Source organism: Paenibacillus sp. MT124, assembly GCF_058792755.1.
This window is the reverse complement of sequence record NZ_CM179500.1, coordinates 634,221-652,749: the sequence shown is the minus strand read 5'-3', so window position 1 is coordinate 652,749 and position 18,529 is coordinate 634,221. Positions and strand designations below refer to the sequence as shown.

Genomic DNA, 18,529 nt, shown 5'->3' with positions numbered 1-18,529 from the left:
TATTTCGGGGAACATGTAATTGCCTCGGAATCAACAATCATCAATGCTCCGCCATACAAAACATGGATTTTAATGATGTGCTATCCCTATTATACATCGCCAAGCAATGAAAGCAAGGTTCAGACTCCGCCTGCGGTAAGGCTTCATTCATATTATTATGTCTTGATCTCTGGCAAAATATGCTGCGCTTTTATCGTTGAAACGAAACCTTGAAGGTCGTGCCCTCGCCTTCCTGCGACTCCACCGTAATCGTTCCGTTGTGTCGTTCTACGATGCTTCTGCACATGGATAACCCGAGCCCGGTCCCTTTGGCTTTCGTCGTATAAAAAGGTTCAAATAGCTTCTCTTGCTTCTGTTGCGCTATGCCTGCACCTGTATCGTGTACACACAGCTCGACCTTGTCATCCACCATCCGCGTTTCGAGCGTCAGAACCCCTTTCTCTGTCATGGCTTCCATGCCGTTGCGAGCCAGATTGAGCACTACCTGCTTGATTTCTTTCGTATTCAGGTGCAGCTTCGGCACATTATGGTCAAGCATGAGTTCGATACTCTGTCCACGCAGATTGGCATCTGCCCATAACAGCGGGCTCAATTCATGTATAATGTCGTGCAGCTGGGACTCTTCCTTTTCTGAGATCCGGTTCTGGGCTAGGGAGAGAAAGTCATTAATGATGCTGTTTGCCCGGTCCAGCTCCTCCAGTACAATCTGATAGTAGTGATCTAGCGAATCAGGACTCTTCTCTTGCATTAATTGAAGGAAACCGCGTACAACCGCCATCGGATTCCGCACTTCATGAGTTATGCTGGCAGCCATCTGCCCCACCAAACTGAGACGATCCACATTGTCCAGCTCGCTTCGCAGCATTTCCAGCTCAGTAATGTCCTGAATTATGAGCATGGCTCCCGTGACCTCTCTTGACCTTTCATGAGAAAGGGAATAGATCGGCACGGTCCGCGACTGGAATACATAGGAGCCGTAACGTACGGTCATACCGTTGATTTCCCCATCCACAACCGCCTTACGTATACTGTTCTCCAATCTGTCAGCCTGCCCCTGTTCGACAAATTGGCTTGCAGGGAGCCCAATCAGATTGGAAGTGGTCGTACAGGGCAGTTGATTTCTTGCTGTTTGCTCCATGGTATCATTAACAAACTGTACAGTTCCCTCCGGGTCCACTGTAGCGATGGATAATGGAACTGCGTTCAGTATTTGGTGAAGCTTTTCCGTTTCGGATATGTATTGATGATGAACTTCGGACAGATGTTGTTCAAGCCCCTGATGATGATGCATATGCTCAATCCAGAGCATACTAAAGCTGCCTGCAAAAACAGCACCAATGATGTACCCCAGCATGATGCCTATTCCTTGAGCTAGGGATAACGTAGAATTTCCATCCATCAAAGGAATGCACAGCAGGGCGGAACCAATCAATTCTGCTGCGATCAACGAGCTGACCATCGTAATTTTGCGTGAATGCGTATAGTGCTTGAATCGTCTGGCCGTCAACCATACAATAGGATAGAGAAGAATGCCTGTTTGAAGGAGAAACTCGTACAAGGTATAGGGATGTCCAATAAGAAAATAAGCGATTACATGGAGAAGGGTAAGCGTGAGGCCTATCACAGGCCGGCAGTACAATATGCTGATGGTAAGAGGTATCACACCCAATGAAATGGGAACGGCCGCGGGACTCGCATAATGGGCAAACAACAAACAGAGCAGCATGCTGGCCGCACTTGTCACTGCCAGGCTGTTCAGCATCATTCTACTACGATCTGTCTTGGCCTGAACTTGTTTGGGAAGCCCCAGATAAAAAAAGGGAATCAGGAATACCGCAGAACCTGCAAGCAGCACCTGTAAAAGAATGTCCTTTAACGCAACCACCATGCCATCTCCCTCCTCGCCCGCACATTCCCTCATGTATTTCTGATTAAAACATAGGCGACAGTATATTACAATATATCCCTTGAGACTGCATAATAGAACAGTTGCTTTCATTATAAATGGTTAAAAATGTGTACCATTTGTCCTATTATCCTGCATAATTCGATTTTTAACGTCCAAGTGTACTATATATAGAAAACGGAAATAGCTGGAATCTATATGTGGTTTATTCAATTTCTTACCAGTGTTCAATTAAGAGCAATAAAGTAGACAAAATCAATGGAAAAAGAGGGTAATAATATATGTACGATGTCATTGTAATTGGTGGCGGTTCCGCAGGCTTAATGGCATGCGTTGCTGCTGCCGAGCACGGAGCCTCTGTGCTTCTGTTGGATAAGGGAGATCAACTGGGCCGCAAGCTCGGAATCTCCGGAGGTGGTCGATGCAATGTGACCAATGCCAAAGAGACAGATGAATTGATCAGGCATATTCCCGGTAACGGACGTTTCTTATATAGTTCATTTCAAAATCTGGACAATCAGGGAATTATGCGTTTCTTCGAAAACCTGGGTATTGCCCTGAAGGAAGAAGACAATGGAAGAATGTTTCCCGTTACAGACAAGGCCAAAACGGTGGTCGATGCTCTGGTCGGGAAGGTGGTTTCTCTGGGTGTGGAGATTCGTACCAAAGAGCCTGTCAAGGAGCTGATTCATGATGGACAGCATGTACAGGGTGTCAAGCTTGCCTCGGGGAAGAGCGTCAAAGCCCATGCGGTCATTATAGCAACTGGAGGCAAATCCGTACCTCAAACCGGTTCAACCGGGGATGGTTATCCTTGGGCTGAATCAGCCGGACATACAATTACGGAGCTTTACCCGACAGAGGTACCCATTGTTTCCGGTGAGAGCTGGATCCAATCCAGAGAACTTCAGGGATTATCTTTGCGGGATGTAGGGTTATCCGTGCTGGATGCCAAAGGCAAGACTGTGATTTCGCATCGTGGTGATATGATCTTCACGCATTTTGGTGTATCGGGTCCTATCGCCCTCCGCTGCAGTCAGTTCATTCGTAAGGTACAAATGAAATCCGGCAGCACTCAGGTCACGATGAGCATTGATTTCTTTCCTGATCTCACTCCAGCTGCACTGGAAAGACAGGTCCAGCAGGTTCTGGAGCAAGAGTCACGCAAGGCAGTTAAGAACATTTTGAAAGCATGGGTACCTGAACGCATGATTCCATTACTGATGAAACGTGCCGAAATCAGCGAAGAGCTGACATTCCACCATTTTCCTAAGGGCATGCTGAGCACGTTATGCGGGCTGATGAAGGCTTTTACCTTCCGCGTGGATGGCACGCGTTCTCTCAAAGAGGCATTCGTCACTGGCGGAGGTGTGCACTTAAAGGAAATATACCCAAAAACAATGGAATCCAAGCTGCTGCCGGGTCTATTCTTTTGCGGTGAGGTTCTGGACATCCACGGCTACACTGGTGGGTATAACATTACCGCTGCATTCTCTACCGGATACACCGCTGGCATGCATGCCGCAGAGTACAAAAACGCCAGTAGTTTAAGATAAATAAACATGCCAAAAACAAGAAAACCTCGAAGTGCCCACATGCTGTGGGACCCGAGGTTTTTTGACTATTCATCTGATTATGCTTTTACACTGCCGGAGAATCCATCCACTGAATCGTCAAAGGTTGGGTCATCGTCCCGATTATGCAATCCTTGTTGAAGCCCACTGTCCTGATTTCCATTTGCATAACCTTCTTGCCAATCCTCGTTAATGATATGAGCCGGAATGGATATATCCTGAAATTGATCAAACCCGTCTGTTTCAGCCAGGAACGCTGCGCTTCCTCCGTGTGACTGCACAATCTCCACCGCCGACTGTATATCCTGGCGATCGGTAGGAATGTACAATTCCAGCGGCCCCGATTGATACGGCTTATATCCAAGCTCCTTCAGCGTGGCCTCCGCCGCAAGCAATGCTGAATGGTCAGAAAAATGTACCTGAAGTTCACTATCGTCCATCATTCGTTTTTTCCTCCTCGCTACAGTTGATCTCTCCTATAGCATGGTCACTAATGGAAAACGATATGCGATTTCTACTGGAATACTTTAGCTTGAACGGGTCAATCGAATCCATCCTCCCACGGAAAGGCAGAAGAGTCCAAAGACCACAACAGCTGCTGCAACAATGACACTTAACAGCCAGCCAAGCCAGGTTATTCCCAAAGCCAAACCCATGATAAGGCCCAGCGGGATAAACAGCATCCGAACCATTGTCAATCCTGCACGGTGCAGAGCAGCCGGGTCATAGGATAGGAGCTGCACGTAGTCTGAAGTCACGAACACATCCCATGAGCGATAAAACAGCAGGGTTAGCATAATAATCAGCAAGCAGCACACGATGACATTAACGGGAAAAGGGGGAAGCATGACTGCTGCTGTGGAGAGACTACCCAGCTGCAAATACAGTTTCATCGAGGAAGAGTCTCGAAAGAAAGCTTTGAAAGCCGTTTCGGCTGTCCGGTTGGACATGGAACGATTGCGCAGAAGCCTGCGCCTTTTGCGAAAAACGACTGTTTTTGTACGAGGAACCTTCGGCTTGGAAACAGACTGACTTAACATAAGCGCTGTTAGCTTCAAACGACCTCGTAAATCCTCCCGTACATCCCCCTCAAACGTGCCCTTCATCAACAGCCTCATTTGGATCAGAGTGACAAGGATAAGGATTCCGACAAAGATTCCAGCAAGCTGTCTCCAGATCTCTCCGTCCATCCATGACGTTGTACGGATCGTAAAAAGTCCCAAGGCAATCGCGGCAGGGATGAGTCGAATCCAGCGTCTCCATCCGGTATTTCGCACCTTAATGATGTGCAGAGCGATCGCCTGAATTGAAGCTACGATACCAAACCAGAGCGCAAGAAGCGCGATAGGTGTAAATGACATGTCATAAACACGAGACCACAAGGGTGCGGTCAAGGCCGTAATCACAATCATTTTGCCCAAATGCAGCACACAGGCCCCGAAAAGCCCTTGCTTCATTAAAGTCCGCATCCATAATGGTCTTGATTTCAGAAACAGCATGTCCGCTTCTTCCACAAAGATCAGTACACCGCCTGAAAGCATAACGATATCGATCAGCCCTGTCAGGACAGGCACAGATAGTTCAGTCGCCCATGTTGGCAGCGGTTTGGTCCATAGGCTCGAATACCACCCGATCAGATACAGCAGCCCCGGAACCAGCAGATACAACCATACCGTCCAGTCCACTGCCAATCTCAGATTTTTCAACTGTCCATTGAAATGCTCTCGACGCCTGCGTCTATATAAACGAAGTGGTGTATATCGCTCAGAGTTTCCCATCCCTCTTTCACCTCCCTGACTAGGATGTCAGTATATCAAAACAGTCGAATAAGGATAATTCGGGCTGCCCGGCGACAGCGCGAATCTCATCCAGCGTGCCTTCAGCGGCCGATCTGCCTGCTGCAATCAGTACAAATCGGTCACAGATCCGTTCCGCTGTATCAAGTACATGCGTGGACATTAACACCCCTGCCCCGCGGCGGCGTTCCTCATCGAGCAACTGCAGGAAATCCTTCGTTGCGCGCGGATCCAGTCCAATAAAAGGCTCATCTACAATATATACATCAGGTGAGGCCAGGAAGCCGATCATCAGCATCATTTTCTGACGCATGCCTTTGGAAAAACTGCCAGGAAGATCATCGCGTACATGATCCATACTGAAACGGACCAGCAATTCCTCCGCTCTCGCAACAAAGTCCCTTTCCTCCATTTCGTACGCCGCTGCCGCAAGATCAAGATGCTCCCAAAGAGTCATATATTCATAAAAGACAGGCTGCTCCGGGATGTAGGCATATCTGCCCTCTCCTCCAATTGTAATCTCAAACTCGGCATGCTCCAGCAAGCCAAGCATCGTTTTGATGGTCGTGCTTTTGCCCGCCCCGTTTGGACCAATAATACCTACCAGTTCTCCTGGATACACCTGGATTTGGATGTTTTGTATCGTCGACTTGCCTGCTTCATATCCTGCCTCGGCTATATGTACGTCCAGTATGGACTGCTTCGATGCTGACTCCTCAATTTCAATCTTCATGGCCTTCACTCCCCGGTTAATGACTTGTCCAGTGTGTTCTCCATTATTGTAATGGAGTTATTAGCTTTGTGTTTGATCATTTTGAGCATCTTTAATGAATTAGAGGTGGACAATGAAAAACCTTCAAACACACAAAAAAAGCAGGGGTTCCGGAGCCCCTGCTTTTTCATGATTATCCAGTGGAAAATCATCTTACCGATTACAACCCACCACCGTTGTGGTTTCGCTCGTGGACACACGCTGGTTATGATGGTTGTCAATCAAGTACTGACACAATGATGCTATTCGCTTACAGCCACTGCCTCACTCGCCACCGTTACATCCATCTTTTTCGATCTGCGTTTTAATACATAGGCCAATCCCAGAATTGTCATCAAAATGCCTGAACATACAAAGGCCGGGATAACACCAAACGATGTGACCAGAAATCCCCCTACAACAGGCCCCATAATATTGCTTGCTGTCATGACGCTGCCAACAGTCCCAAATACACGCCCAGTCATCGCTTCAGGAGTTTGTTCCTGCAGCAAAATTTGAAAGGGCACCACGGCGAACCCAATTCCGATTCCTGCCAGGGCAAACATCGATATCAGCAGCAGGTTGGCACCCAGACCAGCATGCGGCCATACGCCGACAACGACTCCTGCTGCACCAATGACAAGCCCCGTTATCGATGTTCCCAGCCCCATCTTCAGCACATGTCCTGCTCTTTTCCACTTCCTCACACTCAGGGCTGCAATTAACGTTCCAACGCCACTGGCACCAACACACCACCCCAACAGATCACTCGAAATTCCAGGCAGCTGTCTAAACAAAACAACGGTCTGGGAATCAGCAAATTGCAGGAACAGAATGGCGGATGCCAGCAAAATGAGAGAAGACCCTACCTGTGGAAGTGAAGCGAGCATACGAACGCCTTCCAGCGTATCCTTTAAGAAAGCACCATTCTCTCGGGATGAAATGCCCCTTTTTCCTTCTCCCTTACTTTCTTGTAGGGACGGTCTTGCAGATTGGATCACCCGCTTACCCGGAATCCACAGCAAAATAATACCCGAGATGAGAAACGAGGCTGAATCCAGAATAAAACACCAGGTAATCCCAAAGGCGGCCACCAGCAATCCGCCAAGCGCAGGACCTATAATTTTGGACATCTGTTCGATCACCGAGCTGATGGAAACGGCTTGAGCCAGCTGCCCATGCGGCACAAATTCCTTCAACTTCCCGTTCTTGGCGGGTGAGAATACGACGTCGAATAACGATTTGAGAATAAGCAATACGTATACATGCCAGATCTGATCGGCGAAAATGAACCCGGCAACAATCACGACTCGTGCACCGTCCGCCGCGATCATCAACCATTTCCGATTCATCCGATCCGCCAGCGCGCCTGCAAACGGCCCTGTGATCAGCACAGGCAGTGCCGCACAAAGTGTAGTAAACGTAATTTCCCACGGCGTAGCATTCCAACGTATCCCCACCAACGTCAAGATCGCCAACAGATGCAGCCAATCGCCCAGATTGGAGATGGCCTGTGCCACCATCAGTGTTACAAACGGACGGTTATGCTTCAGTCCGCGTTGTCCCTTCATTGTCATTTCCATTTCGCTTCTCCTCCACGTGCCGGAATGTTGATATGGCTTTAATTATATAAATTGGAACTTATACCAACCTCCTTCCGAAGACGGAGAAGTGCTAACATCCGAAGGATGAACTTTCTCAGGTGCAAGCTGCCTTGGAAGAGGACGAATGCTTAAATTTTAAAAGCTAAAAATGCAGATCTTGTGACATATCGCATGTTTTTTGTGGAAACAGAAGCTTACAATAAGGATATGGCGACAATCTGAATCGTCAAATGTAACCTACTCAACCCTATATAAGTTGAATATATCGTTTGCATGTTAATCGTAACGAAGAGGACAGAAAAAACCTGGAAAAGCAACACGTTCACCTTTATCACCGGATTTTACCTTTGAAAAAGATTCAAAAAAATCTGGGGATAACAGTGATTGGAGGGTTGTTCTGTCATCATAGTGGTAGATCGTAACCATATTATTTCAACTTATATCACTAAACTGAAAAGGCGGGATCAGCATGCTGGAATTACAAGAAATCGGAACCGAACGTTCACTTCATCTGTACCGCACCTTGGCCAAAACATTCAAGAGCGTGAATGAACACGCTGTATCCGGTAGCAAAGTGCACGGCTTCAACCCTACGGCATACGGGGTGCTGGAAGTACTGTATATGAAAGGGGCACAGCCGATTCAACAAGTAGGCGCACAACTTCTGCTGCAGAGCGGGAACGTAACCTATGTCATTGATAAGCTGGAGCAAAAAGGGCTTTTACATCGCAAACACTGTCCACAGGACAGACGGATTATATTTGTGGAGCTGACAGAGGAAGGTCACCGGACCATGGATGATATCTATCCAGGGTATGCACATAAGATCGACCGTGCAGTCAGTGGTCTGAGCGAGGGTGACAAGACATTGCTGTCTGAGTTGTTGGAAAGGCTTGCGCTTGGCGCAGACCGTCTATCCGCTAATGGTTGAAGAAATAACCCGGAAGAATAGTGAAAAATAAAATAACCGGTCTCGCCATTCTTCGGCGTAACCGGTTATTGTTGTTGAATCAACTCTATCTTATCCATATCAATACGGCGAGAACAACGATAACGAGGCCTCCTGCAATAAGCAAATTCACCACGTATCTGGACATGCCAGACTCACTATGCCCCTCGATCTCCCTAAGTGTCTCTTCGTACTTGTGCTTGGCTTCATCTTCCTGGACCGAATTCAGGTTATTGGGAAACAACATTCCGCCTCCTTCACTCGTAGTATATCCACATTTCAACACATTTTCTTATATATTTATGCTCTGAGCTTTCTTGGCTTACCGGCCCATTCGAATATATATTGCCAAAACAAATAAACAAACGTAACGATCAGAACATATAAATACGGCCCTGTATGCCGAAAAGCATCCATCCGGAGTACGAAGATTGCGAATAGAAGACCACATCCCGTCCCCAACAGGAAATAAGACACAGTTACATAAATCAACCTTGTACCAGCTCCCTTCATTTTCATTGAAGCAAGCACAGGATCGATGAACAGAGAGAGAGGCAGAATGAGGAATAGCATTGTGGCTGCATTGATCAGCAAGCTTATGATCCATAAATACCAAAAAGGATAGTAATACGTACCTTCTGCTCGTTCCGCCAAAGTAACCACTCTTGAAGTCCCAACGTACAAAGAAATGGTTATGACGGTCAGCAAGGCTGCAAATAATTTAATTGAAAATGGCATGAACCAAAGAGATTCAGTCCTTGGCTTATTCAATACACCTCAGCCCCATTCATATCAGATATCTCCATCTGGTACGGTGAAAAATTAGAAACCTACTGTAAATTATATCAAATTTCCATTTAGAACCAACAAAAAAAGCAGCTGATCACAGCTGCCTTCTTGTGAAAATCAATGCTTTATCTCGTTTGTACTAATCAACAAAGTATTCGTCTTATGTATCGCATGGGTTCGACAATCACTTCCCGGCAACTTTGGCCTGTTTTGGCATTCCTGCCCCTGCCTTTGCCTCTGCCTCTTCCGGTACGATTAGACGTTTGCGTAATGCTAATGTGGTTAACCAGGATACAATCGCGATGACGAACATGATGACAAACAGGGAATGCAGACTGCCTTCCAGCACATTCCGAAGTAATGCCCATTTGTCATCCGACAAAGCAGCGTCCGTATGCGGTGCGAGCAGCTCATTCAAGTCACTTTCGGAAATGCCGGCATCGGCCAAGTGCTGTTCACTGGATAATTTCGATATCCGGTAGTTCAACCATGTGCCAAATACGGCCGCGCCGATTGTTTGTCCCAGAGTACGCATGAACGTATGCAGTGCCGTTGAAGATCCGCGTTCCTGATATCCTACAGAGGACTGTGCAATGATGGTAAATATCGTAAACGCAAATCCAAAGCCAAGTCCGTAAATAAAGGTCAAAATAAACAGCACGGCCTGCGGGGATGTTCCCCCTACCAGGAAAAGTCCTCCCGAGCCAATCGCGATTCCGGTCAATCCAATGAGTGCAGTCAGACGTGACCCGATTTTCATCAGGAGACGACCCGCCAGCACGCTACCGATTAACCAGCCTACGGACATCGGCGCGAGCAGCAGTCCGGATTCAGTCGCGTTGCCTCCGCGAACGCCCTGTACCCATAACGGCAAATAACTGGTCAGGCCGATCATCAACGTGCTGGTGAGCAGTCCCGCAATATTGGCAACGCGGATATCCCGAATACGGAACAGATGCAGTGGAACCATCGGCGCCTGGGCTCTTTTCTCAACGACAAAGAATAAGATCATGAATACAACAGCAACTGCACTCAGCCCCAAAATGAGCGTAGAGCTCCAGGCATAATACTGCCCGCCTGCTGACAACACAAAGAGTAATGCCGTTATGCCCACCGTGAAGGTCAGTGCACCGATGTAGTCGATTTTGGCGGTACGAGGTGAGATGTCTTCCTTCAAATAACGAAATACAAACCACATCGCAAGCAGGCCAAATGGCACGTTGAATCCAAAGATCCACTGCCAACCGAGATTATCGACAAAGTAACCGCCAAGCAGCGGCCCTGCCAGGGAAGATATGCCCCACACTGAACTGATCCAGCCCTGAATCTTGCCTCGTTCTTCAATTCGGTAGATGTCTCCAATAATCGTAAACGTCACAGGCACAACCGCTCCTGCCCCAATCCCCTGAATGGCACGGAAAATAATCAGCTGCTCCATATTCTGTGAGAAGCAGCACAGCAATGAACCGAGCAAAAACAATGCACAGCCAATCAGGAACACGGGCTTTCGGCCGTACAGATCACTGATCTTGCCAAAAATCGGCGTGCTGACAGCCATCGTGAGCAGATAAGCGGTAAAGATCCAGCTAAGCAGCTGCACACTTCCCAGCTCACTGACAATCGTTGGTCCCGCCGGACCAATGACCGTTCCTTCAATCGCCGACAAAAAGGTTGCCAGCAACAATCCCGCCAAGATGAAACTGCGTTTCAAACCTCCGGTTGTATTCACACAAACCCTTCTCTCTTTGTTCTCTGTTTATTTTCTATGCTTGCGAAGCCACTCATCATACAGCAGGGAATACATCACCATATCCTTAAATCCGGTGGAAGTATGCTGTACCTGACGCAGCAGACCTTCCCGCGTAAAGCCATTGTTGATCAGGAACTCTCCCGAGGCGGCATTTCGTGGATCGACCAATGCTTCAATCCGGTTAAGCCCCATGGTCTCATACCCGAAAGGCAGCATCACCGAGAACACTTCGGTCATATATCCATGCCGCCAGTAGTCACGACCCAGCTCGTAACCAATCTCTCCGCGGAATGCGCCTTCAAGCTGCCATGTATTGTATCCACAGCTTCCGATAAGACGGCCTGTTTCCTTCAGTTCGATGCCCCAGCGAATCGCCTCCTCTTCCCCTGCCATATGATTAAGCAATCCAATCATATCCGCAGCTTCACTTGTCCCGATCATCGGTGCCAGATTCATATAACGGGTCACCTCCCGGTCTGACCAGTATGCGAACATCTGAGCCGCATCCCGGCGGCGCATTTTGCGCAGGCGAAGTCGTGCTGTCTCGAGTTCGGGAATTCTCCCTTTAGATTTATACATGAAAAGACACTCCGATCCGATCCATCTCTGCAGACCATAAGATTCAATAGTCATCTAAACATAACCTGCGCCGAATGGCAACAGTTCAGTCATCGGCTAGATATCAAAAAAACCGGGCCGCAAGGGTCCCGGTCTTGTTGTACGTATGATTCAATCGAGCTGTCCTGTAACAGCTTGTCCTGCCAGAGTTTCATCTTCAGGCGGTTGAAGCCTTCTTATCCGCTCCCAGCAGCTCATCACTGACCCGGCCAAGCACAGCCGTAATTTCCTTATACTCTTCAATGCCTGTCCCGGTCAGGCTCCACTGATCGCCATGGGCGGTCAGGAAGTTCTCCTGCGTTAGATGTTCAAGCTCCTGCTTGATCTCCCGCTCGCCAACACGATAGCCGCGCTCCTCCAATAGAGGCAGTGCGTCACCAACGGTTAAATCCTGATTTTGGGCCAAATATAGAAGATGAATCCGTACAAAAAGATTCTGTACCTCTGCGTGCATAATCCAAACTCCTTCCAGGGTTATAGCCCTCCGTGATTGCTAAGTAATTACCCCGTGCGAGAAGCTGAGAAACAGGATGAATTTACAGGGGTTTCCCCTTCTTAATCAACATTCTACCGAAATCCTCCGCTTGACTAAAGGCATGCACTGCACTATCTTGAAAATAAGTACCATTTTTGCTCGGGAGGGTGATTCACCATGTTTCAAGCTGTTTCCTATGAAGGAACACGAAGCGAGCAGCACACCGCCGTCCTGGGACAGTTAAGTGCTCTGATCCGCGATGAACCAAGCGCCATTGCCAATCTGGCAAACGCTGCGGCGCTGCTCAATGTATTTTTAACCGATACCAATTGGGTCGGATTCTATCTGTATGATGGCAGAGAACTTGTCCTTGGTCCGTTCCAAGGGCTGCCTGCCTGCATCCGTATTCCGCTCGGACGCGGGGTGTGCGGCACATCTGCGGCGGAACGGCGTACACTCGTTGTAGACGATGTTCATGCTTTCCCAGGTCATATCGCCTGCGATGCCGCATCGAACAGTGAAATTGTCGTGCCCATTATCAAAAACGGCGAATTATACGGGGTGCTCGACATCGACAGCCCGATCAAAAACCGTTTTGACGACGAAGATCGTATTTTCCTGGAACAGGCCGTCAAACTGCTCACAGAGCAGCTGTAACCACGGTTCTGCCGAAGGTCATTGTACCTATAATAAGCAGGTCGTTACAGCAATACGTACTGAAGATAGCCAAAAAGCACAGACCATGAGTGGTCTGTGCTTTTTGGTTTATGCCTTTACATCCATGTTCTGCTCGCCCATGGTTACTCTATGCATTTAGGTCAATTCCTGTTCCGCTTTGATCATCATGCCGTCTCGCAAAAATTCAGCCAGCTTCGGATGATAACCGTCGTACATTTGGCGGAAATTTTGATGCTCCACATACAGATTGCCCAAATCACGATAAATTTCGGCAGTAGGCGTGTAATAATCCTTGACCCATTCGAGATGTCTGCCAATGATGTGCTGAACTTCCGGGGATTCAGGTGTCAGGCCATCTTCGATCGCCCGCTGCAAGTCCCGGTTGATTCGGTCTATTTTTTCCTGGGAATCCAGGTAATCTTCTTTGGTTTTGAGTTCCCCGTCATAAGAAACGGCTGATTCAGATTGTACTGGATGCCAGTTTTTCGTTATGACCGGTTCATGGCTCGGTGTCTCCGTTGAATCAGGCAGCATACTGTGATGCCCTTTTTTGATAAAACCCTGATACAACTCCCGGACCTCAAGCTCATATTCTCCCTGCAAATGGGAAATGGTTTTGTCCAGAGTCTGGATCAAGCCATGCAAATGCAATGCTTTCTCGAGCAGCTGAATGCGCTGCTGCTGCATCATATGAATGATATCATGATGGTCTTCCTGCAGCATGGAGCCAATCTCTTCGTGTTCCACTCCCAGCTCCTTACAGAACAGAATCTGCTGAAGCTTCAACAGCTCCGGTTTTTCATAATAAACTTCATTTTGGTCTCTACCTGCAAATGCAGGTGTTAGCCAACCTGATTTCACATATTGGCTCAATTCATTCAGACTGATACCGGACATGCCGGATACGTCCGCCATGGTATACGCCATTCGCAACACCTCCTGTCTACACTGCATTAAGATTCAGTTTGATTCATACTGCTTTTTATGTTGATTAAGTTAGGTACAAGATTGGAACAACAATTAGTCGATTGTTTTGCGGTATGTAAAATATTTATACCCGTCTGATGGGATGTGAACCGGGGGTCAGTAGGGAAATCGAAAGTGTTTTCATTATTTCCTATGGATCGATATAATAAAAAGTCCCGCACCAACTACATTGGGTGCAGGATCTTATCATTACTTCATGTTAGACAAGGCAAAACAGCCTGCTTGCAAACATCCTTAATTTTTATTGAACATGACAAACTTGAGTTCTGTCATTTCTTCAACGGCGTATTTGACACCTTCACGTCCCATACCGCTCTGCTTCACACCACCGTATGGCATGTGATCCACCCGGAACGTAGGAATGTCGTTAATCATGACCCCTCCAGCCTCGATATGATCAGCTGCATGCAGTGCAGTATGGATATTGTTCGTAAAAATACCTGCCTGAAGTCCATAGATGGAATCATTCACGTACTCAATGCCTTTTTGGACTGAATCCACGGTGTTAATAACAACAATCGGTGCAAAGACTTCCTGGCACGACACCTTGGCGTCACGCGGCACGTTAACGAGCACGGTTGGACGCAGCACGCCTCCTTCGGCCTCTCCTCCTGCGGCGACCGTAGCTCCTGCCTGTTTCGCTTCGTAGATCCAATCTAGGGTCCGTTTTACGTCTTTGGCTGTAATAAGTGCCGAAACCACCGTATCCGGGTTCAGCGGATCTCCTGTCACGACTTGTTTCGCTGCTTCCGCGAAGCGGCGTATGAATTCGTCTGCAATGGCACTGTGTACATAAATGCGCTGCAATGAAATGCATACCTGACCCTGATACGTAAAGGCACCTGTCACGCATCTTGGGACCACTTTGTCCAAATCCGCATCCTGATCCACAATGACAGCTGCATTCGACCCAAGCTCCAGCGTTACCCGTTTCAATCCCGCCTGACTGCGAATGCTTGTCCCTACCGCTGGGCTGCCCGTAAATGTAATATGGGCTATGCGTGGATCGGATACGAGCACATCACCAATCGTTTTTCCCTCCCCGCTTACCACGTTTAATGCACCATCCGGCAACCCGGCTTCCTGAAGCAGGTTCGCGATATAGTAGGCAGACAACGGTGTCTGCTCAGCCGGTTTCAGAACGATGGTATTGCCTGCTGCAAGTGCAGGTCCAACCTTATGTGCCACCAGATTCATCGGAAAATTAAACGGCGTAATCGCCCCGATGACACCCAGAGGCTGTCGCATGGTATATCCGATGCGTCCTTCGCCGCCCTTGGCTGCATCCAGGGGAACGGTCTCCCCGGTTAGCCGCTTCGCTTCTTCTGCGGCAAAACGGTACGTTTCCACCGTACGGTCCACTTCCGCAAGCGCAGCCGTGATCGGTTTGGATGCTTCCAGCGCAATCACTCGTGCCGCCTCTTCCTTCCGCTCTTCCAGCAGGGCGGAGAGCTTGTACAGGATGTCTGCACGTCGGTGAGCAGGCATGCTGCGCATCTCCTTACCGGCCTGAACGGCAGCTGTTATGGCTGCTTCTGCCTCCTCCGCCGAAGCGGAAGACACTTCCGCCAATGTTTCTCCGGAATACGGTGCCTGAAGTGCTTTATATTCTACGGATTCGGTGGGTTTACCACCGATAAACAGATGTTGTTTTTTCATTATTGAATCCTCCAATCCATCATTGCTGCAAGTCCGACCTATGAAGTTACAGCGGGTCAAGTCCATGACATAACAACCTTGTGATCGCAGTTATCCATTATCTATTTATACACCACAGCAGCATCTTCAACCCAGCCTGAATTCCGGCAGTGCCCTATTTCACCGTTAATACCGGGCATGCTGCTTGTTTCAATACACCGTGGCTGACACTGCCAACGACGATTTCTGCCAGCACGCTTTTGCCGCCCGTACCCATGACAATGAGGCTGCACTCTCTTTCGCGCGACACCCGGCAGATCTCGTTTACCGGGTCCCCGGCAATGAGCAGTGTCTCATAAGGGATAGAATGTTCGGACAATAATTGTTCTACCGGTGCAATAATATGCTGCCCTTCTTCCGCAATTCGTGCTTCCAGATCTACTCCCAGAGCCGGCTCATTCAAGGATACGGAAGGATTCACATGCACGATAATCAATCTGGCGGGATGCTTCAAACTTTCAGCTAAGTCTACAGCTGTTTCCAATGCCTTATGAGCATGATCCGACCCATCAACAGCCACTACGATTCGTTCCAGCATTTCAATTCCCCCATCCATTAATGTGTAATTGCTGCATCGATATCACGCAGATGTCTACGGCGTGCAAGCAGAACCACGACACCAACCAGTACCATCAATGCGCCAAAATAAAACGGTGTTTCCGGCAGGAACCATTCCGACAATTTACCTGCAAGCCAAGGTGCCAGCGCACCGCCAAGGAAACGTACGAAGCTGTAAGCAGCCGAAGCAACCGAACGTTCAACCGGAGCAGCCTCCATAACAGCCGTCGTAATCAATGTGTTGTTGATACCGAGGAAGATCCCGGCAACGATAACAGCAACAATGACTGTGGTGGACGATCCCATGACTGTACCCACGGCCATAACAATGAGGTCAATCGCAAACAGGGTCAGCATCACACTCATGGAAGGAACCGAGCCAAATCGACGCTGCAGTCTTGGTGCCACGAATACAGACGTAATCGCAAGCATAAGGCCCCAACCGAAGAACACATAACCAAGTCCGTGCTCATCCAGGTTCATGACATAAGGTGAATAAGCCATCAACGTGAAGAAACCAAAGTTATACAGAAAGGCCGTAATCGCCAGTGTTTTCAGAGATGGATAACTCAGCGCCTTGAACGGATCGGACAGGGAACTGCGTGTTTTTGGCTTGGCCATTTTGGGCAGCATAAACGTAATGCTGATAAAGGCAATAATCATCAGGACGGCAACGCCGAAGAATGGACCACGCCATGAGATGGAACCAAGCTCACCACCAAGCAGTGGACCTACGGCAATCCCAAGACCCAGGGCGGCTTCGTACAAAATAATCGCTTTGGCTGTCCCCGATGTGGACAGACCAACAATGGCAGATAACGCTGTAGCGATAAACAAGGCATTACCTAGCCCCCAGCCTCCGCGGTAACCTACCAGGGCACCAACTGTATCTGATGTTCCGCCCAGAGCGGAGAAGATGACGATAAGTAAAATCCCGCTAAGCAGCGTCCATTTGACACCGATCCGGCTGGAAACAACGCCAGTAATCAGCATGGCAATCCCGGTTACGGCGTTATAGCTCGTAAAGAGCAGGGAAACCTGGCTTTTGGATGCATGCAGCTGATCTGCAATGGCAGGCAGGATGGGGTCAACCAATCCCAGTCCCATAAATGAAATGATACACGCGAAGGCGACAGCCCATACAGCCCGTGGTTGGGACAGTAATCCTCCGCGTGATGACGGCAGTTCGTCAGGTAAGGATGGTTCTCTTTTCATACATGATACCTCCTGGTTATGAATTGAAATTCGATTGTAATACATGAAATTTTTCATTTCACTTTCAAAAGCAAGTGAAACAAAACGGCACAAAATGACACCGGATTACCCGGTGCTTGCACGATTTCGTTTGTATGGAGTGATGTGCTGCTCTCTTGCTTATCCGTCTTCGGGATGTTCCATAGATTCATTCTTCTGTAATCGCTCAATCCCGTTTTGCACCCGTTCTCGCAATTCCTCCAGCTCTGCCTGTACGGCATGAATACTCTGCAGTTTCTGTTCAATTAACTGTAGTTGACCACCCAGCGTTTCATCCATACTCGTGAGTTTTTCAATCCGTTCCTTCACTTCGGTTGTCTGCTGGTAATCAAATCGCTGCTCATTCAGCACATCAGCCGTTGCGATATACGTATGCAGTTCCTGTAGAGAGAAGCCAAGCACTTCCTTGGCACGGACAACCTTTTTCAAATAGTCGATATCCGCTCTCGTATACAGCCGCGTGCCACCGTCCGTCCGCTGAGGTGAAGGCATGACACCAATCTCTTCGTAATACCGGATGGTACGCTTCGTCAAACCACATTCCTTGGCTACGTCGTCGATCTTATACAAGCTCATTTCCTTCACCTCACTTTTAATATGTCTATAATGTTATGTACATAATTATATATAATTATAACGTTAACGTCAACGTTAGATTTCAATCGCAGCAGCGACATGAACGTCACCGAACACAAAAAGACCCGCTTTCGCGGATCCTCTGCCTCTACCCTTATTTACATCGAACAACGATTTTCTATGATGCACCTTGCTCGCTTTGCTTCCGCTTCTGAGCATGCTGTACTTCCTTTAAGCGCCCTTCCACTTTTGTAAACAGTCTGAACGTGTAGAACGCAACTGCAAACAGACTGAGTACGAGAGCCTGTACATCGGTAAACCAGAATCCAAGAATACCAAACACCGTAATAATGACCCCAAACTGCATCATCAGGTTGGCGCTGTAACGCTGAGCTTCGTCCCATAAATCGGGATCACTCATGGCGCGCGGGGTACGATAACCATATATGCCATTAATCTTTTTCGGCGGTTTTTTGAACAGCATTAACCCGAGCACGAAATAGCACACTCCGCATATTAACCCTACAATTGCTCCTGCCAAGTTGTTCTCCCCTTCTCTTCAAACG

The 18,529-nt window shown here is 48.3% G+C and carries 18 protein-coding genes; 3 read left to right on the top strand and 15 right to left on the bottom strand.

The annotated features are described in order from the left end of the window. Positions 1-190: 190 nt before the first annotated feature. On the bottom strand, positions 191-1,888 hold the full coding sequence (locus AC3RCI_RS03145; protein WP_492527505.1) for a two-component system sensor histidine kinase NtrB: 1,698 nt from the start codon (positions 1,886-1,888) through the stop codon (positions 191-193). Positions 1,889-2,187: 299 nt separating this feature from the next. Between AC3RCI_RS03145 and AC3RCI_RS03140 the strand changes: the two genes are divergently transcribed. Then, positions 2,188-3,462, top strand: coding sequence for a BaiN/RdsA family NAD(P)/FAD-dependent oxidoreductase (locus AC3RCI_RS03140; RefSeq protein WP_492527504.1), 1,275 nt, complete (start codon positions 2,188-2,190; stop codon positions 3,460-3,462). A 77-nt stretch (positions 3,463-3,539) separates the two neighbouring features. On the opposite strand, the gene AC3RCI_RS03135 is transcribed toward AC3RCI_RS03140, so the two are convergent. The 4 genes from AC3RCI_RS03135 to AC3RCI_RS03120 all read right to left on the bottom strand — a co-directional run bounded on the left by AC3RCI_RS03135 (position 3,540) and on the right by AC3RCI_RS03120 (position 7,610). After that, entirely contained in the window at positions 3,540-3,923 is a 384-nt protein-coding gene (locus AC3RCI_RS03135) for a hypothetical protein (RefSeq protein WP_127540773.1), read from the bottom strand. Positions 3,924-4,007: 84 nt separating this feature from the next. Continuing rightward, the gene (locus AC3RCI_RS03130; protein WP_492527503.1) at positions 4,008-5,258 is read right to left on the bottom strand and encodes an ABC transporter permease; all 1,251 of its coding nucleotides are present in this window, start codon (positions 5,256-5,258) and stop codon (positions 4,008-4,010) included. 19 nt (positions 5,259-5,277) lie between these two features. Further along, complete coding sequence (locus tag AC3RCI_RS03125; protein ID WP_492473814.1) at positions 5,278-6,009, bottom strand: ABC transporter ATP-binding protein; 732 nt, start codon at positions 6,007-6,009, stop codon at positions 5,278-5,280. Positions 6,010-6,290: 281 nt separating this feature from the next. After that, entirely contained in the window at positions 6,291-7,610 is a 1,320-nt protein-coding gene (locus tag AC3RCI_RS03120; RefSeq protein ID WP_492527502.1) for an MFS transporter, read from the bottom strand. Positions 7,611-8,100: 490 nt separating this feature from the next. On the opposite strand from AC3RCI_RS03120, the gene AC3RCI_RS03115 reads away from it, so the two are divergent. Then, entirely contained in the window at positions 8,101-8,562 is a 462-nt protein-coding gene (locus tag AC3RCI_RS03115) for a MarR family winged helix-turn-helix transcriptional regulator (protein WP_095362097.1), read from the top strand. Positions 8,563-8,647: 85 nt separating this feature from the next. Here AC3RCI_RS03115 and AC3RCI_RS03110 read toward each other — a convergent pair whose 3' ends face one another. The 4 genes from AC3RCI_RS03110 to AC3RCI_RS03095 all read right to left on the bottom strand — a co-directional run bounded on the left by AC3RCI_RS03110 (position 8,648) and on the right by AC3RCI_RS03095 (position 12,191). After that, positions 8,648-8,827, bottom strand: a complete 180-nt coding sequence (locus AC3RCI_RS03110) for a hypothetical protein (RefSeq protein WP_153976809.1) — start codon at positions 8,825-8,827, stop codon at positions 8,648-8,650. Between the two features lie 726 nt (positions 8,828-9,553). Beyond that, positions 9,554-11,080, bottom strand: coding sequence for an MDR family MFS transporter (locus AC3RCI_RS03105; RefSeq protein ID WP_336784333.1), 1,527 nt, complete (start codon positions 11,078-11,080; stop codon positions 9,554-9,556). Between the two features lie 45 nt (positions 11,081-11,125). Beyond that, the gene (locus AC3RCI_RS03100) at positions 11,126-11,698 is read right to left on the bottom strand and encodes a GNAT family N-acetyltransferase (RefSeq protein ID WP_186812161.1); all 573 of its coding nucleotides are present in this window, start codon (positions 11,696-11,698) and stop codon (positions 11,126-11,128) included. A 196-nt stretch (positions 11,699-11,894) separates the two neighbouring features. Continuing rightward, the gene (locus AC3RCI_RS03095; protein WP_095293227.1) at positions 11,895-12,191 is read right to left on the bottom strand and encodes a hypothetical protein; all 297 of its coding nucleotides are present in this window, start codon (positions 12,189-12,191) and stop codon (positions 11,895-11,897) included. Positions 12,192-12,389: 198 nt separating this feature from the next. Here AC3RCI_RS03095 and AC3RCI_RS03090 point away from each other — a divergent pair, with 198 nt between their 5' ends. Beyond that, complete coding sequence (locus tag AC3RCI_RS03090) at positions 12,390-12,869, top strand: GAF domain-containing protein (protein WP_492527501.1); 480 nt, start codon at positions 12,390-12,392, stop codon at positions 12,867-12,869. Between the two features lie 156 nt (positions 12,870-13,025). Here AC3RCI_RS03090 and AC3RCI_RS03085 read toward each other — a convergent pair whose 3' ends face one another. The 6 genes from AC3RCI_RS03085 to AC3RCI_RS03060 form a co-directional block, all read right to left on the bottom strand. Beyond that, entirely contained in the window at positions 13,026-13,817 is a 792-nt protein-coding gene (locus AC3RCI_RS03085; protein WP_492527500.1) for a MerR family transcriptional regulator, read from the bottom strand. A gap of 294 nt (positions 13,818-14,111) precedes the next feature. Then, entirely contained in the window at positions 14,112-15,536 is a 1,425-nt protein-coding gene (locus AC3RCI_RS03080) for an aldehyde dehydrogenase family protein (protein WP_492527499.1), read from the bottom strand. 154 nt (positions 15,537-15,690) lie between these two features. Further along, positions 15,691-16,113, bottom strand: a complete 423-nt coding sequence (locus AC3RCI_RS03075; protein WP_492473804.1) for a universal stress protein — start codon at positions 16,111-16,113, stop codon at positions 15,691-15,693. Between the two features lie 17 nt (positions 16,114-16,130). Beyond that, the gene (locus AC3RCI_RS03070) at positions 16,131-17,348 is read right to left on the bottom strand and encodes an MFS transporter (RefSeq protein ID WP_492527498.1); all 1,218 of its coding nucleotides are present in this window, start codon (positions 17,346-17,348) and stop codon (positions 16,131-16,133) included. 159 nt (positions 17,349-17,507) lie between these two features. Next, entirely contained in the window at positions 17,508-17,963 is a 456-nt protein-coding gene (locus AC3RCI_RS03065) for a MerR family transcriptional regulator (protein ID WP_154896888.1), read from the bottom strand. A 178-nt stretch (positions 17,964-18,141) separates the two neighbouring features. Further along, on the bottom strand, positions 18,142-18,504 hold the full coding sequence (locus tag AC3RCI_RS03060; RefSeq protein ID WP_095362087.1) for an SdpI family protein: 363 nt from the start codon (positions 18,502-18,504) through the stop codon (positions 18,142-18,144). Positions 18,505-18,529: the final 25 nt, after the last annotated feature.

Bases quoted from the DNA above. Each gene is read 5' to 3' on its own strand.
- AC3RCI_RS03145 (WP_492527505.1), bottom strand. From the start codon at position 1,888: ATGGTGGTTGCGTTAAAGGACATTCTTTTACAGGTGCTGCTTGCAGGT.
- AC3RCI_RS03140 (WP_492527504.1), top strand. From the start codon at position 2,188: ATGTACGATGTCATTGTAATTGGTGGCGGTTCCGCAGGCTTAATGGCA.
- AC3RCI_RS03135 (WP_127540773.1), bottom strand. From the start codon at position 3,923: ATGATGGACGATAGTGAACTTCAGGTACATTTTTCTGACCATTCAGCA.
- AC3RCI_RS03130 (WP_492527503.1), bottom strand. From the start codon at position 5,258: ATGGGAAACTCTGAGCGATATACACCACTTCGTTTATATAGACGCAGG.
- AC3RCI_RS03125 (WP_492473814.1), bottom strand. From the start codon at position 6,009: ATGAAGATTGAAATTGAGGAGTCAGCATCGAAGCAGTCCATACTGGAC.
- AC3RCI_RS03120 (WP_492527502.1), bottom strand. From the start codon at position 7,610: ATGGAAATGACAATGAAGGGACAACGCGGACTGAAGCATAACCGTCCG.
- AC3RCI_RS03115 (WP_095362097.1), top strand. From the start codon at position 8,101: ATGCTGGAATTACAAGAAATCGGAACCGAACGTTCACTTCATCTGTAC.
- AC3RCI_RS03110 (WP_153976809.1), bottom strand. From the start codon at position 8,827: ATGTTGTTTCCCAATAACCTGAATTCGGTCCAGGAAGATGAAGCCAAG.
- AC3RCI_RS03100 (WP_186812161.1), bottom strand. From the start codon at position 11,698: ATGTATAAATCTAAAGGGAGAATTCCCGAACTCGAGACAGCACGACTT.
- AC3RCI_RS03095 (WP_095293227.1), bottom strand. From the start codon at position 12,191: ATGCACGCAGAGGTACAGAATCTTTTTGTACGGATTCATCTTCTATAT.
- AC3RCI_RS03090 (WP_492527501.1), top strand. From the start codon at position 12,390: ATGTTTCAAGCTGTTTCCTATGAAGGAACACGAAGCGAGCAGCACACC.
- AC3RCI_RS03085 (WP_492527500.1), bottom strand. From the start codon at position 13,817: ATGGCGTATACCATGGCGGACGTATCCGGCATGTCCGGTATCAGTCTG.
- AC3RCI_RS03080 (WP_492527499.1), bottom strand. From the start codon at position 15,536: ATGAAAAAACAACATCTGTTTATCGGTGGTAAACCCACCGAATCCGTA.
- AC3RCI_RS03075 (WP_492473804.1), bottom strand. From the start codon at position 16,113: ATGCTGGAACGAATCGTAGTGGCTGTTGATGGGTCGGATCATGCTCAT.
- AC3RCI_RS03070 (WP_492527498.1), bottom strand. From the start codon at position 17,348: ATGAAAAGAGAACCATCCTTACCTGACGAACTGCCGTCATCACGCGGA.
- AC3RCI_RS03065 (WP_154896888.1), bottom strand. From the start codon at position 17,963: ATGAGCTTGTATAAGATCGACGACGTAGCCAAGGAATGTGGTTTGACG.